10 protein-coding genes are annotated in these 15145 nt (G+C 70.8%); 7 read left to right on the top strand and 3 right to left on the bottom strand.

Features of this window, described 5'->3' with window-relative positions:
• The first annotated feature begins 49 nt into the window (after nt 1-49).
• From D8I30_RS11155 to D8I30_RS11145, 3 genes are all read left to right on the top strand, one after another.
• Nucleotides 50-1102, top strand: coding sequence for an extracellular solute-binding protein (locus tag D8I30_RS11155; RefSeq protein ID WP_240387222.1), 1053 nt, complete (start codon nt 50-52; stop codon nt 1100-1102).
• A gap of 71 nt (nt 1103-1173) precedes the next feature.
• On the top strand, nt 1174-2715 hold the full coding sequence (locus D8I30_RS11150; protein ID WP_240387393.1) for an ABC transporter permease: 1542 nt from the start codon (nt 1174-1176) through the stop codon (nt 2713-2715).
• Nucleotides 2712-3749: an ABC transporter ATP-binding protein gene (locus D8I30_RS11145; protein ID WP_121482809.1), complete on the top strand. Its 1038-nt coding sequence runs from the start codon at nt 2712-2714 to the stop codon at nt 3747-3749. Before D8I30_RS11150 ends, D8I30_RS11145 begins: the two co-directional genes overlap by 4 nt.
• Before the next feature lie 26 nt (nt 3750-3775).
• Here the strand turns inward: D8I30_RS11145 and D8I30_RS11140 are convergent, their stop codons facing one another.
• A complete protein-coding gene (locus tag D8I30_RS11140; RefSeq protein WP_121482808.1) occupies nt 3776-5791 on the bottom strand; it encodes a TonB-dependent receptor in 2016 nt (671 codons plus the stop codon).
• A gap of 269 nt (nt 5792-6060) precedes the next feature.
• Between D8I30_RS11140 and D8I30_RS11135 the strand changes: the two genes are divergently transcribed.
• The 3 genes from D8I30_RS11135 to D8I30_RS11125 all read left to right on the top strand — a co-directional run bounded on the left by D8I30_RS11135 (nt 6061) and on the right by D8I30_RS11125 (nt 11622).
• Complete coding sequence (locus D8I30_RS11135; protein WP_240387221.1) at nt 6061-6771, top strand: ImuA family protein; 711 nt, start codon at nt 6061-6063, stop codon at nt 6769-6771.
• Between the two features lie 112 nt (nt 6772-6883).
• On the top strand, nt 6884-8236 hold the full coding sequence (locus D8I30_RS11130) for a DNA polymerase Y family protein (RefSeq protein WP_430805157.1): 1353 nt from the start codon (nt 6884-6886) through the stop codon (nt 8234-8236).
• The gene (locus tag D8I30_RS11125) at nt 8233-11622 is read left to right on the top strand and encodes an error-prone DNA polymerase (RefSeq protein WP_121482806.1); all 3390 of its coding nucleotides are present in this window, start codon (nt 8233-8235) and stop codon (nt 11620-11622) included. Before D8I30_RS11130 ends, D8I30_RS11125 begins: the two co-directional genes overlap by 4 nt.
• A 52-nt stretch (nt 11623-11674) precedes the next feature.
• Here the strand turns inward: D8I30_RS11125 and D8I30_RS11120 are convergent, their stop codons facing one another.
• Together D8I30_RS11120 and D8I30_RS11115 are read right to left on the bottom strand one after the other, a co-directional pair.
• A complete protein-coding gene (locus D8I30_RS11120; RefSeq protein ID WP_121482805.1) occupies nt 11675-12835 on the bottom strand; it encodes a M20 aminoacylase family protein in 1161 nt (386 codons plus the stop codon).
• Nucleotides 12836-12864: 29 nt separating this feature from the next.
• Nucleotides 12865-14328 (bottom strand): MFS transporter, encoded by a 1464-nt coding sequence (locus D8I30_RS11115; RefSeq protein WP_121482804.1) that lies wholly within the window; start codon nt 14326-14328, stop codon nt 12865-12867.
• Between the two features lie 134 nt (nt 14329-14462).
• Between D8I30_RS11115 and D8I30_RS11110 the strand changes: the two genes are divergently transcribed.
• Complete coding sequence (locus D8I30_RS11110; protein ID WP_121482803.1) at nt 14463-15098, top strand: trimeric intracellular cation channel family protein; 636 nt, start codon at nt 14463-14465, stop codon at nt 15096-15098.
• The last annotated feature ends 47 nt before the right edge of the window (nt 15099-15145 follow it).

Below are 15145 nucleotides of genomic sequence, written 5' to 3'. Positions count from 1 at the left end.
ACATTCTCAAGACCGCTACCGCCAAACCTGTCGTCATCAGGAGAGCCGCATGAGCCGTCGCCTCGTCACACTCGCCGCCGTCGCCCTGGGCGCCCTGGCGCTCGCCGCCTGCGGCCAGAAGGACGCCGCCGCCGACAAGGCCGGCCAGGGCGGCGTGCTGAACCTCTACACCGCGCGCCACTACGACGCCGACCAGAAGCTCTATGACCTGTTCGCCCAGAAGACCGGCATCGAGGTCAAGCGCATCGAGGGCAAGCCCGACGAACTGATCGCCCGCATGAAGGCCGAGGGCGCCAACAGCCCCGCCGACGTCTTCATCGCCGCCGATGCCGGCGCCCTGTGGCGCGCCCAGGACGCGGGGCTGTTCCAGCCCGCCGCCTCGGACGCGCTGGACCGCCTCATCCCCGCCAATCTGCGCGCCCCGGACGGCCAGTGGTTCGGCTTCTCGCGCCGCGCCCGCGTGGTCGCCTACGACCCCGCCAAGGTGAAGCCGGAAGAGATCGACGACTACGCCAAGCTGGCTGCGCCGCGCTTCAAGGGCAAGCTGTGCGTCCGCTCGGGCGACAACGTCTACAACCTGTCGCTGGTCGGCGCCCTGATCGAGGCCTGGGGGCCGGAGCGCGCCAAGCAGTGGGTCGAAGGCGTCGTCGCCAACATGGCCCGCCCGCCCGAAGGCGGCGACCGCGACCAGATCCGCGCCGTGGCGGCGGGGGTCTGCGAAGTGGCCCTGACCAACAGCTACTACTTCATCCGCATGGCCGCCGGCGACGACGCCGGCGACCGCCAGATCGCCGAGAAGCTGAAGCTGGGCTTCCCGTCGCTGGACGGCCAGGGCTCGCACGTCAACATCTCGGGCGGCGGCCTGGCGGCCCATGCGCCGAACCGCGCGAACGCGGTGAAGTTCCTGGAGTTCCTGGCCTCGCCGGAAGCCCAGGCCATCGTCTCGCAATACAACTATGAATACCCGGCCGTGGCCGACGCCGCCCCTTCCCCCGCGGTCGCCCCCTACGCCGACTTCAAGGCCAACCCGATGTCCGTCGCCCGCTATGGCGTGCATCAAGCTCAGGCCCAGTCGATGATCAGCGCGGCGGGCTGGCGATAACCACGATCCCGGCCAGCCAGGATCAGAAGGCCCGCCGTGCGCGTCGCGGCGGGCCTTCGCCGTTGCGCCTCATGGCCCTCGGCGCGGCCGTGGTCGCCCTGGCGCCGCTGGCGGGCGTGGTCTGGGCGGCGATGCAGCCGGGCCTGGCCGATATCGCCGGCAAGGACGTGGCGCGCTACGCCCTGACCTCGGGCGCTCTGGCCCTGGGCGTGGCGGCGGCGACGGCGGTCGTCGGCTCCCTGGCCGCCTGGCTGACGGCCATGCATCGGTTTCCGGGGCGGGACGTCTTCGCCTGGGCCCTGGCCCTGCCGCTGGCGGCGCCCGCCTTCGCCCTGGCCTACGCCTACGCCCAGTTGTTCGACGTGGCGGGGCCCCTGCGGATGGGGATGCGGGCCGGGTTCGGCTGGGACCTGCCGATCCAGATGCGGTCGGCGCCGGGGGCGATCTTCGTCCTGAGCTGCGCCTTCTACCCTTACGTCTTCCTGGCCATGCGGGCGGCCTTCCTCAACCAGTCGGTGCATCCCCTGGAGGCCGCGCGCACCCTAGGCTGTTCGGCCCGCCAGGCCTTCGTCCAGGTCGCCCTGCCCCTGGCCCGCCCGGCCCTGGCGGCGGGCATGGCCCTGGCCGTGATGGAGACCCTGGCCGACTATGGCGCGGTGCAATTCCTCAGCGTCCAGACCCTGACCACGGGCGTGGTGCGAGCCTGGTCGGTCTATGGCTCGCCGGCCTCGGCGGCACGCTTTGCCCTGCCCCTGCTGGCGACGGCGGCGGTGCTGCTGTGGCTCGAGCGCTGGGGCCGCAGGGGCCGAGGCTATGAGAGCGCCCACGCCCGCTATCGCCCGTTGCAGGCCGAGGCCCTGACCGGCTGGCGCGCCGTGGCGGCCACCGGATTCTGCCTGACCCTCCTGACCCTGGCCCTGATCCTGCCGGTCGGCTTCCTGCTGCTGCGGTCGCTGGAGGTCACGCCCGGCTGGTCGCGGCTTCTGGCGGCGGCGGGACGGACGCTGGGCATGGGCGCGCTGGGCGCGGGCGCCACCGTGATCCTGGCCACCCTGCTGGCGTTGGGCGCGACGCGGCTGCCGGTGACGGCGCGGATCGCCAGCCTGGGCTATGCGACGCCGGGCGCCGTCATGGCCATCGGCCTGCTGGCGCCGGCCGCCGTGCTGTGGCGGCTGTCGCCGGGCTCCAGTTCAGGCCTGGTCGTCGGGGTGGCCCTGCTGACCTACGCCTATGCCGCGCGCCTGATGGCGGCGGCGCTCGAGCCCATCGAAGCCGGCTTCGCCAAGGTCACCCCCGCCATGATCGGCGCCGCCCGCAACCTGGGCCGCAGCGAGACCGGCGCCGCCCTGGCGATCCAGCTGCCCATCGCGCGCGGCGCCCTGCTGACCGCCGCCCTGATCGTCTTCATCGACGTGCTGAAGGAGCTGCCGGCCACCCTGATCCTGCGGCCCTTCGACTTCGACACCCTGGCGGTTCTGGCCTCCAACTACGCCGGCGACGAGCGACTGCCGCAGGCAGGCTGGCCCGCGCTGATGATCATCGCCCTGGCCCTGCCCGGCGTGATCTGGCTGACGCGCAAGATCGCCGCCTCCCGCCCCGGAGCTTCGCAATGACCGCCACCGGAAACGCCCCGGCCCTGACCGTTCGCGGCGCCACCCGCCGCTTCGGCGCCCGCCTGGCCGTCGACGGCGTCGACCTGGACCTGCACGCGGGGCGCATCACCGCCCTGCTCGGCCCGTCGGGCTGCGGCAAGAGCACCCTGCTACGGATGATCGCCGGGCTGGAGCCGATGGACGGCGGAACCATCCACGCCGAGGGCCGCCTGCTGGCCGACGCGACCCGCGCGACCCCGCCCGAGACGCGCGGCGTCGGCCTGGTGTTCCAGGACTACGCCCTGTTCCCGCACCTCAGCGTCGCCGACAACGTCGCCTTCGGCCTGAAGGACCGGCCGCGCGCCGAGCGCCGCCGCACGGCGCTGGAGTGGCTGGACACCGTGCATCTGGCCGACCGGGCCGACGCCTGGCCGCACATGCTGTCGGGCGGCGAGCAGCAGCGCGTGGCCCTGGTGCGCGCCCTGGCCCGGAGACCGCACACCGTCCTGCTGGACGAGCCCTTCTCGGGCCTGGACCGCCATCTGAAGTCCGAGGTGCGCCAGACGCTCATGGGGGCCCTGCGCGCCGCCGACGCCGCCGTCTTGATGGTCACCCACGACGCCGAGGAGGCCCTGCTGATGGCCGACGACCTGGCGCTGATGGACAAGGGCCGCATCCTGCAGACCGGGGCGCCCGACGACGCCTATCTGCGGCCCGTCTCGCCCGCCGCCGCCCGCCTGCTGGGCGAGACCGAACTTCTGGCGGCCGAGGTGCGATCAGGCGTGGCGACCACGGCCTTCGGCGCCCTGCCCGCCCCGGACGCGCCCGACGGCCCCGCCTGGGCCATGATCCGCCCCGGCGACGTCCGGATCTCGATCGACGGCGTCCCCGCGCGCGTCGCCGCCGTGGCCTTCGGCGGCCCCTTCATCGAGATCAAGGTCCAGGCCGACGGCCAGACGCTGAGACTGCGCACGACGGATCCGGCCCCGGCCGTCGGCGAGGCCATCCAGGTGACGCTCGCCGCTGATCGCGCGCGCCTCTACCCCCGCCCCTGAGCGCCGCCGTCCCGCCCTTCGGCGCCTCAATAGGTCCGGCGCAGTCCAAGCCTCAGGGTGCGCGGAGGGCCATAGCCGGCGACGCCGGTTGCGGTTTCGGACACCTCGACCGCCGCGTCGAACAGGTTGTCGGCGGCGAGCCAGACGACAGTGGCGGGCGTCGCGCGCCATTCCGCGCGCGCATCGAGCGTGACCGCGGCGCCCAGGACGCGGCTGTTCAGGTCGTCGTCGAACCTCTTGCTCTCATAGCGGGCCTGAGCGGCCAGGGTCAGGCGGTCGCTGGCGCGCCAGTCCACGCCCGCTGTCGCGCTCCAGATCGGCGCCTGGGCCGGGCGCAGACCGGTCAGTTGCGGCGCGGCCGAACCACCGTCCATGCGAGCGTCGGTGATCGACACGGCGCCGTTCAGCGCCAGGCCGCCTCCCAAGGTCTGACGCGCCGCCAGCTCTATTCCCCTGGCCTCTATGACGCCGGCGTTGCGGCGCTGGCGCAGCACGCCGCCGGCGGGGACGAAGCCCGCGCGCGGGAAGGTTCCCGGCCCTTCGCCGATGGTCACATTGACGATGGCGTCCTCGATCCGGTTCCAGAACAGGGTCGCGCCGAAGGCCGAAACCGCGTCCTCATAGGCCAGGCCCGTCTCCACGCCCTGCAGCGTCTCGGGGACCAGGGCGGCGTTCGCCTCCGTCAGATCGTTGCCGACACGGAACGGACGGTGCAGCTCATTCAGCGTGGCGGGCCGAAAGCCGGAATAGGCCGCCGCCCGCGCCGCCCAGCCGGCGCCGACCATGCGCCGCGCCGCCAGGCGGGCGCTGACCACCTCGCCCGAGCGGTCGGGGTCGGTCTCATCCAGGGTTGCGGCCCCATTGGCCCGGTCGCGCTCCCGGCGGCGGCCGTTCTCATTGCGCCAGCCGTCCAGACGCAAGCCCCCTGCCACCAGCCACCGGGCGTCGCTCCACGACGCCTCGCCGTAGAGGCCCGCGACCGAGGTCTCGCCCCCCGCGGTCCGGTCGCGGGTGAAGGCGCCGCCCATGAAGCGGAAGCGTTCGCGGGTCTCGCCCTCGTTGAAGCGGGCGTCGGCGCCCAGCTCCCCTTCCAGCCGCCCGCCCGCGACGTCGCGCGAGGCCCGGCGCAGGGCGGCGTTGACGCCCCAGCCGGTCGCTGGGGTCCCATGCTGATCATTGGCGGGCGTGGTCGTGCTGCGGTCCGCCGCCACGGCGACCGAACTGTTGGCGAAATCGCTTTCGCGCCGCCAGACCTGCAACCGCCAGCCATAGGCGCCTTCTTCCGGCCGCCGCGCCGCCGTGGCCGACAGCAGATGGCCGCGGGCGCTGGAGCGCGCGCCCGACAGGCCCGAGCCGCGCTCCTCGTCATAGGCCGAGGCGCGCAGGGACAGACGAGCCTCGCCGAGCGGAGCATCCAGCCGCAGCGCCGCCGCCCGGGTCTCGAGATCGAGCGGCGTGTCCGCCTTACCCGCCACCGCGCCGCGCACGGGAACATAGCCGTCGCTGGTCTCGTAGAGGGCGGAGCCGGTCAGCCGCATCCGTCCGGCGTCGATCCCGCCCGATCCCGCCAACCGCGCCCCGCCGCGCTCGGCGATCGAGGCGTCCAGCACCCCGCCGCGCTCGCGCTCGCGCAGTTGGATCACCCCCGTCAGGGCCCCCGCGCCGTAAGGCCCGGCGCCCGCCCCCCGCACGATGTCCAGGCTCTCCAGCGCCTCGGTCGGCAGTTGCGACCACAGGACCCAGCCGCCGAAGGGATCGTTCAGCGGCACGCCGTCCAGCGTCACCAGCGTCCGCCCCGCCCCCGACGGCGCGATGGCCCGCAGCGAGATTCCCTGGGTCGTCGGATTGGCCGACAGGCTGGACGTGCGCCGGAACAGCGACACCGCCGGAACGCCGGCCAGCGCCTCGTCGAGGCGCGCCGAACGGTCCAGCGTTTCCCCGTCCAGCCGGATCACCGAAAAGGCCGCCTCGCCCGCCGCGGGCGGCAGGCGCGCCGCCGTCACCACCACCTCATCGACGACCGTCGGCTGAGTCTCGAACACGGCGCACTCCCTCCCCGCCGGCCCTTTCCGGCGGGCGACGCCCCGAAGAGATAATCGATCGCTTGATCGGTGTCGCCTGACGGGCTGCGCCAACCGGCTTCCCGGGGCGTTTGGCGTATTTTTCGCCGAACGGTCGCGGCTCCGCTTGACTCCCTCAGCGGTCGAGAGCGCATATAGAACAAATGAGGAACATTTGTTCGCAAGCTGACGCCTTGACGGCGTTGAAGGCCCGACTGGAGGCGCTAGATCCGTCTCGTGGCCGTCACGCCTTGCCCCAAACCCAAGCCGGGGGCGGCGGCGATACCTTCACGCCGCTGGCCGTCGGAGTCGTGCACGATCTCTACGCCGCCGCCCCCGCCGACGCCGTGGCCGTCAACGCCTTCGGGCTGGGGCTGGCGCTGCAGGCGGCGAAGGGACGACCCATTGTCTGGGGTCTGCATGAGATGATGGCGCAGGAGGCTGGCCGCCCCTATGCGCCCGGCCTGCTCCAGATGGGGCTGTCGCCGCGTGATCTGATGCTGGTGCGGGCGCGGGACGTTCAGACCTTGCTGGCCGTCGGTGAAGACGCGCTGCGCAGCCCCGCCGTCGGCGCCGTGGTCTTGAGCGCCTGGGGCGAGGCCAGGGCGATGTCGCTGACCGCCAGCCGCCGCCTGGTCCTGGCGGCCCAGACCGGCGGAGGAACCCTCTTCCTGATCCGGGCGAGCGCCGAGCCGGCGCCCAGCGCGGCCGAAACACGCTGGTCCGTACGGGCAGCCCCCTCCCGCCCGCTCGAAGCCGATGCGCCAGGCCGGCCGGCTTTTTCCGTCACCCTGCTGCGGCATCGCGGCGGGGCCGCCCCTCGAACCTGGATCATGGAGTGGGACCGTGAACGGCAATCCTTCGTCGAACCGGCGCCGCTATCTGGCGATCTGGTTCCCTTGGCTGCCCAGCGACCGGCTGGAGCGAGAACGACTGAGACAGGACACGGCCGCGCCGCCTGACGCGGTCCCGCCCGATCCGCGTCCGCCCGTCGTCCTGGTCGAGAAGATCAAGGGCGCGCTGCGGCTGGCGGCGATCGACCCGGGGGCGGCGCGGGCGGGCCTTTCGCCCGGCATGACCCTGGCCGACGCGCGAGCGCGCACGCCCGTGCTACGCACCATCGTCCACCGGCCGCGAGCGGACGACGCCCTGCTGGCCGCCGCCCTGGAGGATTTCGGCCGCTTCAGCCCCATGGTCGCGCTCGATCCGCCGCACGGCCTGATGCTGGACGTGACCGGCTGCGCCCATCTGTTCGGCGGCGAGGCCGGGCTGATGCGCGCCGCCCAGGCGCGCGCGGGGCGCGCCGGTCTCCAGGTCCGCTGCGCCCTGGCGGACACGCCCCAGGCGGCGCGCGCCCTGGCCCGTTTCGGCCCCGGCGGGGTGTTCGACAGGGACGTCGCCCGCCCCGCCCTGCGTCGCCTGCCGGTCGCGGCGCTGGAGTTGGCGGAGAAGGACGAACAGGCTCTGCGTCGCGCGGGGCTGAAACGGCTGGGCGATCTGGACGACCGGCCCCGCGCGCCCCTGGCCGCCCGTTTCGGGATCGACTTTCCCGCCCGGCTGGCGCGCCTCCTGGGCGATGAGGACGTGCGCATCACCCCGCACCGTCCGCCCGCCCCCATCATCGTCGACCGCGTCTTCTTCGAGCCGATCTCGGCCCCTGAAGACGTGGAGCGCGTGTTGTCGGATCTGCTGGCGGACGCCGCCGACCAGCTGGATCAAGCCAGCCAGGGCGGCCGCGCCTTTCAGGCCGGCTTCTATCGTATCGACGGCGCAACAAGGCGCATCACGGTGCGGACGGGGCGGCCCACGCGCGACGCGGGCGCGATCCTGCGCCTGTTCCGCGAACGGCTGGCGGCGCTGGAGACGCCCCTGGAGCCCGGCTTCGGCTTCGACCAGATGCGGATGGCCGTGCCCGTGGTCGAGCGCCTCGCCCCCGCCCAGACCGGACTGGCGGGCGAGCCCCCCGGCGACGAGGATTTGAATCGGCTGATCGACCGGCTGACGGCGCGGCTGGGACCCGAGGCGGTGCTGCGGTTCCAACCCCTGGGCTCGCACCTGCCCGAGCGGGCGGCCCGGACGGTTCCCGCTTCCGCCCCGGCCGACGGCGCGGATTGGCCCGCCCCGTCGCCCGAGGACCCGCCGCTGCGTCCCCTGCACCTGTTCAACCCGCCCCAGCCGGTCGAGACCCTGGCCGAAGCCCCCGACGGCCGCCCTTTCCAGTTTCGCTGGCGCCGGGTGTCGCACCGCGTCGTCCTGGCGGAAGGGCCGGAACGCATCGCCGGGGAATGGTGGCGCGCGCCGGATCAGAAGACGCGCGACTACTACCGCGTCGAGGACCGCCAGGGCCGCCGCTTCTGGCTGTTCCGCCAGGGCCTCTACGGCGAGACGGACGAACCGCGCTGGTTCATCCACGGCCTGTTCGCATGAGCGCCCTGAATCCGCGCGGCGACTATGCGGAACTGGCGGCGGCCAGCAACTTCTCCTTCCTGCGCGGCGCCTCCCACCCCAAGGATCTGGTGCTGACGGCGATCCTGCGCGGCCATGCGGGCCTGGGGCTGGCGGATCGCAACACCGTGGCGGGCGTGGTGCGGGCCTGGAGCGCGTTGAAGACCCTGCGCGCCGAGGGCCTGGCTCCGCCGGAAAAGATGCGCGACGGCGGCAGTCCCGGCGAAATCGCCTACATCGACGACCCGCTCAACGACCCCGCCCTGTCGGACGAGGTGAAGCGCCGCGCGGCGGACTTCCGCCTGCTGACCGGGGCGCGCCTGGGTTTCAACGACGGGACGCCCGACATCGTCGCCTATCCGGAAACGCGCGCAGGCTGGGGCCGGCTGACGCGACTTCTGACCCTGGGCAATCGCCGGGCGAGAAAGGGGGAATGTGAGATCGGCCTGCGCGACCTGCTGGCCGACCCCGAGGGCCTGCTGCTGATCGTCATCCCGCCGGAACGGCTGGAAGGGCTGGAGGCGACATTGACCCGCCTCGCGGACGCCGCGCCGGGCGCCGTCTGGCTGGGCGCCGCCATGCTGAGGCGCGGCGACGACCGGCGCCGCCTGGCGCGGCTGAAGGTCCTGGCGGCGCAGGCGGACGTCCCGCTTCTGTCCATCAACGACGTCCTCTACGCCTTGCCCCAGGACCGCGACCTTCAGGACGTCCTGACCTGCATCCGCGAGGGAACGACCATCGAGGCCGCCGGACGTCGCCTGGCGTCCAACGGCGAACGCTGGCTGAAGCCCCCCGCCGAGATGGCTCGCCTGTTCAGGGACGCGCCCGAGGCCGTGGCCGAGACGACCGCCTTCCTGGCGCGCGCGACGTTCGACCTGGCCGATCTCAGCTACCAATACCCGGAAGAGCCGATCCCGCCCGGCTGGAGCCCTCAGGCCTGGCTCGAAGACCTGACCCGCCGCCACGCCTCCATGCGCTACCCGGACGGCGTTCCCGCCAAGGTTCAGGCCCTGCTGGACAAGGAACTGACCTTTATCGCCCGCAAGAAGATCGCGCCTTATTTCCTGACCATCTACGACATCGTCCGCGTGGCGAGGAACAGACGCATCCTGTGTCAGGGGCGAGGATCGGCGGCGAACTCGGCGGTCTGCTACGTCCTGTGCATCACCTCCGTGGATCCGGCGGAATCCGACCTGCTGTTCGAGCGCTTCCTGTCCGAAGACCGGGACGAGCCGCCCGACATCGACGTCGACTTCGAGCACGAGCGGCGCGAGGAGATCATTCAGCACATCTATGAGCGTTATGGCCGCCACCGCGCGGGCATAGCCGCCACCGTCATCCATTTCCGTCCCCGCAGCGCCATTCGCGAGGTCGGCAAGGTCCTGGGCCTGACCGAGGACGTCACCGCGCGTCTGGCCTCCAGCCACTGGGGCAGTTGGGGAACCGAGATCGGCGACCGCCACGTCGCCCAGGCTGGACTGGACGCCGCCAATCCCATGATCGGCCGCGCCGTCGAGATGGCCTCGCGCCTGCTGAATTTTCCGCGCCATCTCAGCCAGCACGTCGGCGGCTTCATCCTGACCCAGGATCGGCTGGACGAGATGGTCCCCATCGGCAACGCCGCCATGCCGGACCGCACCTTCATCGAATGGGACAAGGACGACATCGACGCCCTGCGCCTGATGAAGGTCGACGTTCTGGCGCTGGGCATGCTGACCTGTATCCGCAAGGCGTTCGACCTGATGAAGAGGCATCAGGAGGTGGAGCAGGACCTGGCCTCGGTGCCTCAGGGCGATTCCGAGGTTTACGACATGCTGTGCCGGGGTCAGTCCATCGGCGTGTTTCAGGTGGAGAGCCGGGCGCAGATCAACATGCTGCCTCGCTTACGGCCCCGCCGCCTCTATGACCTTGTCATCCAGGTCGCCATCGTCCGCCCCGGGCCGATCCAGGGCGACATGGTCCACCCCTATCTGCGTCGTCGAAACAAGGAGGAGGAGGTCGTCTATTCCTCGCCTTCGCCCGAGCACGGCCCGCCCGATGAACTGGAACAGGTGCTGGAGAAGACCCTTGGCGTCCCCCTGTTCCAGGAACAGGCGATGAGGCTGGCCATCGTCGCTGCGGAGTTCACCGACGCCGAGGCCAACGGCCTGCGCAAGGCCATGGGCACTTTCAGGGGCGACGGCAGCCTGCACAGCTATGAGACGCGCATGGTGGGGCGAATGATCGCGCGCGGCTATGACGCCGACTTCGCCAAGCGCTGCTTCGAGCAGATCAAAGGCTTCGGCTCCTACGGCTTCCCTGAGAGTCACGCGGCCAGTTTCGCGCAGCTGGTTTACGTCTCCTCGTGGATCAAGCGGCATCACCCCGCCGCCTTCGCCTGCGCTCTTCTGAACAGCCAGCCGATGGGCTTCTACGCCCCCGCCCAGATCGTGCGGGAAGCCCACGAGATCGGCGGCGTCGAGGTACGCCCCATCGACGTCTCGCACAGCGACTGGGACAACGGCCTGGAGCCGACGGCGGGCGAACCGGCCCTGCGCCTGGGCCTGCGCCAGATCGACGGGTTCAGGGAAGACTGGGCGGCGCGCCTGTCCGCCGCGCGGGCCGACGCCCCCTTCGTCGATGTGGAGACCCTGGCCCGACGCGCGGCCCTGCCCGCCGCGGCGATGCGCAAGCTGGCCGACGCCGACGCCTTCCGCTCGCTGGGGCTGGACCGACGCGAGGCGCTGTGGGCGACGCGACGGCTGCCCGACGACGACGCCCTGCCTCTGTTCGCCGCCGCCGAGGCGCGCGAGCGGGGCGCCCGCGAACTGGGCGCCGAGCCCGACGCCAACCTGCCGCAGATGCGGCTGGGCGAGCACGTCGCCGCCGACTATCAGACGACGCGCCTGTCGCTGAAGGCCCATCCGATGCACATTCTACGCCCCCTCTTCGCCGCCGAGCGGGTGCGGACCTGCGCCGAGACGGAAAGCCTGCGCGGCGGCTCAAACGTGCGGGTCGCGGGGGTGGTGCTGGTGCGCCAGCGGCCGGGCAAGGGTAACGCCATCTTCGTGACGCTGGAAGACGAGACCGGCATCACCAACGTCGTTTTGTGGGCGCGGATGTTCGAGAAGTTCCGTCGCGAGGTCATGAGCGCACGCCTGATGGAGGTCGAGGGCGTGATCGAGAAAAGCCCCGAACAGGTCGTCCACGTCGTCGCCCGCCGCGTCATCGACCGCACCGCCGAACTGGCGCGCCTGTCCGAGGATCACGAGACCGAGGTGCAACTGGCCCGCGCCGACGTCGTCGCCCACCCGCAACCGCCGCGCCATCCCTCGCACCGCCACCCGCGCGACGTGCGCATCCTGCCCGGCTCGCGGGATTTCCATTGAAGGCCACAGGCGGAGTCGCCGACGGCTGGCCGCCCCGCGTCAGGGCCGGCCGTCAGCGCAGATAGCCTTCGGTCAACGCCGCCCAGTAGGCCGCGCCCACGGGCAACAGCTCTCGATTGAAGACGTACTCGGGATGATGAACCATCTTGCCCGGCCCCCCGCCGAGGAAACAGTAGGTCCCCCTCTTCTTCTGCAGCATGAAGGCGAAGTCCTCCGACGCCAGGAAGGGCGGGCCGGGATAGACGACCTGTTCATCGCCAAAGGCCGCCCGCGCGATGCCGACGGCCTTCTCGGTTTCCTCGGGGTCGTTGACCAGCACGGCGCCCGGAACGCCCTCGTGAATCTCGAAGGTGCAGCCGAAGGACTGGGCCTGATGCGAGACGATGCGGCGGATGTTGCCGAGCACCATCTCCCGGTCCTCGGGCGTGGTGGTCCGCACCGAGAAGCGCAGGATGGCGCTCCCCGCCACCGCATTGCCCGCGTTTCCGGCCAGGAAGGCGCCGATGGTCACGACCGCGCGGTTCGCGGGGGCCACGTTGCGCGACACGATGCTCTGGATGGCCATGACAATGGATGAGCCGGCGACGACAGGGTCGATGGTCTGTTCCGGCACGCCGCCATGCCCCCCCTTGCCGATGACCTCCACCTCCCAGTTGTCGACCGAAGCCATCATCTCCCCGGGCCGGAAGTAGAATTTGCCCGCCTCGAGGCCCGGGATGTTGTGCATGCCGAAGACGGCGTCGACGGGGAAACGCTCGAACAGCCCGTCGTCGATCATGGCCGGGGCGCCTTGCATCGTTTCCTCGCCCGGCTGGAAGATCAGCCGTACGGTCCCGTTGAAGTTTTTCGTCTCCGCCAGGTATTTGGCGGCGCCCAGCAGCATGGTGGCGTGGCCGTCGTGGCCGCACAGATGCCCCACGCCTGCGCTGCTCGACTTATAGGGCAGGTCGTTCTGTTCCTGGATCGGCAGGGCGTCGAAATCGGCCCGCAGACCGATCGCTGCGCCGCCCTCGCCCGCCTTGAGGGAGGCGACGATGCCGTTCTTGCCGACACCGGTCTCGATCTCATAGGCGCCGAAGCCGCCCAAGGTCTCGGCGATGTAGTCCGCCGTGCTGGTCTCCTGCATCGACAGTTCCGGATGGCGATGCATATGCTCGAACCATTCGGTCATCTGGTCGCGGTTCTGCTCCAGCTTTTGGACGATGGCGGTCATCGGTCAGCTCTCCTCTGGAAAGAACAGGCTCAGCCCCGATCAGGCGTCTTGCCTTTGGGCACGGTGGTTAGGATCGAGAGGATCGCCACCGCCACCATCACCAGATTGGCCAGAAAGGCGAAGAACGCGGCCTCGCGCGACGCCAGGTTCGTTTGATTGCCGGAGAAGGTGATGACACCCTCGATCCAGCGCACGCCTTCGTTGCGGCCGGCGATGGCCGTGTAGATCGTGGACGAAACCGCCACGCCGAAGGACGCGCCGAGCGACGAGGCCATCTTGTAGATGCCGGCGCCTGCCCCGCCCTGGTCCTCGGGCAGGTTCGACAGGGCCGCGTCGGTCGAAGGCGTCGCATAGAAGGCCAGCCCTAGCCCGAACAGGGAAAAGGAGATGATCGCCAGCACCGTATAGGGCCCCAGCATCAGGTTGGTCGGCATCAGCAGGAGGATCGACGCGACGACGATATAGCTGCCCCACAGCATCGGCTTGCGCGGACCGAAGCGTTGCAGCAGCTTCTCGCCGACGCGGATGAAGGCCATGATGGTGACCGCATAGCCGATGGTCAGCAGGCCGGCCCGCTGGGCCGACATCTCCCCGCCCTCCTGCAGGACCAGCATGGCGATCATGATGATCCCCGCCGTGGCGTTCAGCAGCAGGTTCGAGATCGTCGCCCCGGTGAAGGTCATGTTCTTGAACAGGCGGAACTGGACGAAGGCGTTCGGATTGTTGCTTTCGATCCGGTAGAAGGCGAAGCCGAAGATCAGGGCGACGGCCAACAGGATCAGAGAGGCCGGACTGGCCCAGCCGAACTGCGCGCCCTGGGTCGCGAAAACCTGCAGCGCCACCATGGCGATCATGAAGGTCAGGACGCCGAGGAGGTCGAACCGATAGCCCTCCTTCGGGGGCGCCTTGCTCTCAGGCGTGCCGCGCACCATCAGCATCCCGACCAGGGACACGATCGCGGCGATGATGAAGATCCAGCGCCAGCCGATGTTCTGCGCCATCAGCCCGCCGAACAGAGCGGCGAAGCCCGACCCGCCCCAGGACCCCATGGACCACAGGGAGATGGCGCGCTGGCGTTCCGCCCCGTCCCAGTAGGCCTTCACCAGCGCCAGCGAGGCCGGCATGATGAACGCGCCCGACAGCCCCTGACAGATCCGGCCCAGCATCAGGAAGGCGCCGCCCATCGATCCTGACGGCGCCAGTCCGACCAGCAGGCAGCCGACGATCGAGAAGACGAAGCCGAACATCACCATCTTCACGCGGCCGACCCGGTCGGCCAGGCCGCCGATGACGACGATGAAGATGCCCGAGAACAGGGCCGTGATGGACACGGCGATGTTCATGAAGGTCTGTTCGAGCCGGAGATCCGCCGCCATGGTCGGCGCGATGTTCAGCGTCGTCTGGGCGAACAGCCAGAAGGCGAGCACGCCCAGAATGATCCCGTACAGCAGCCGGTCATTTCCCCGGTAGGTCGACGATGCAACCTCATCCATGGAGACCTCCCGCGAGCCTGCCGGCACACACACCGCTCTGACTGCCGAACGGCCCGATTATGCAATCCGTTCCGAGCTCCGCGGTCCCTGCGCCTGTCTCCGCAGGCCCAGCCTGGATGTGCTAGGCTTGAGTCATGACCGAGCTTGAAGCGACTGTAGAAATCCAGCGGGTTCTGGTGCCGGTGCTGGACCTGTGCGGGACCTTCGCCTTCGCCATCAGCGGCGCCCTGGCGGGCGTTCGTCGTCGCCTCGACGTGTTCGGCGTCCTGGTGCTGTCCTTCGTGGCCTCCAGCTTCGGCGGCATCGGCCGTGACCTGCTGATCGGAGCGACGCCCCCCGCGGCCCTGGTCGACTGGCGCTATCTGGCCGTCTCCTTGGCGGCCGGCCTGATCACCTTCTTCTGGTGGCCGCTGATCGAGAGGCTGCAGACGCCGGTCCGCCTGCTCGACGCGATCGGTCTGGCCTTCTTCGCGGTCGCCGGCGCGGAAAAGGCTCTGGCTTTCGGCCTGAACCCGGTGATGGCCGTGCTCCTCGGAATGCTGACCGGGGTGGGAGGCGGCATGGTTCGCGACATCCTCCTGGCGGAAATTCCGGGCGTCCTCCGCTCGGACCTTTATGCCGTCGCCGCCCTTCTGGCCGCCGCGATAGTGGTCGGCGGCCATATGCTGCACCTGCCGGTCGTCCCGACCGCCATCGTCGGCGGCCTCCTCTGCTTCACCCTGCGCATGATCGCGATCCGCCGGGGCTGGGGCCTGCCCATCGCCCGCTAGGCTGACCTGGCACGCGGCCAGGCGCGCATCCGTTGTGATCGGCCGAG

It is taken from the genome of Brevundimonas naejangsanensis (genome assembly GCF_003627995.1).
GTDB lineage: Bacteria > Pseudomonadota > Alphaproteobacteria > Caulobacterales > Caulobacteraceae > Brevundimonas > Brevundimonas naejangsanensis_B.
Note: the sequence above shows the minus strand (reverse complement) of the source record. Positions and strands in the feature narration are given on the sequence as shown.

Coding starts and splice junctions, on each gene's coding strand:
- D8I30_RS11155 (WP_240387222.1), top strand. CDS start 50: ATGAGCCGTCGCCTCGTCACACTCGCCGCCGTCGCCCTGGGCGCCCTG.
- D8I30_RS11150 (WP_240387393.1), top strand. CDS start 1,174: ATGGCCCTCGGCGCGGCCGTGGTCGCCCTGGCGCCGCTGGCGGGCGTG.
- D8I30_RS11145 (WP_121482809.1), top strand. CDS start 2,712: ATGACCGCCACCGGAAACGCCCCGGCCCTGACCGTTCGCGGCGCCACC.
- D8I30_RS11130 (WP_430805157.1), top strand. CDS start 6,884: ATGACCCTGGCCGACGCGCGAGCGCGCACGCCCGTGCTACGCACCATC.
- D8I30_RS11125 (WP_121482806.1), top strand. CDS start 8,233: ATGAGCGCCCTGAATCCGCGCGGCGACTATGCGGAACTGGCGGCGGCC.
- D8I30_RS11120 (WP_121482805.1), bottom strand. CDS start 12,835: ATGACCGCCATCGTCCAAAAGCTGGAGCAGAACCGCGACCAGATGACC.
- D8I30_RS11115 (WP_121482804.1), bottom strand. CDS start 14,328: ATGGATGAGGTTGCATCGTCGACCTACCGGGGAAATGACCGGCTGCTG.
- D8I30_RS11110 (WP_121482803.1), top strand. CDS start 14,463: ATGACCGAGCTTGAAGCGACTGTAGAAATCCAGCGGGTTCTGGTGCCG.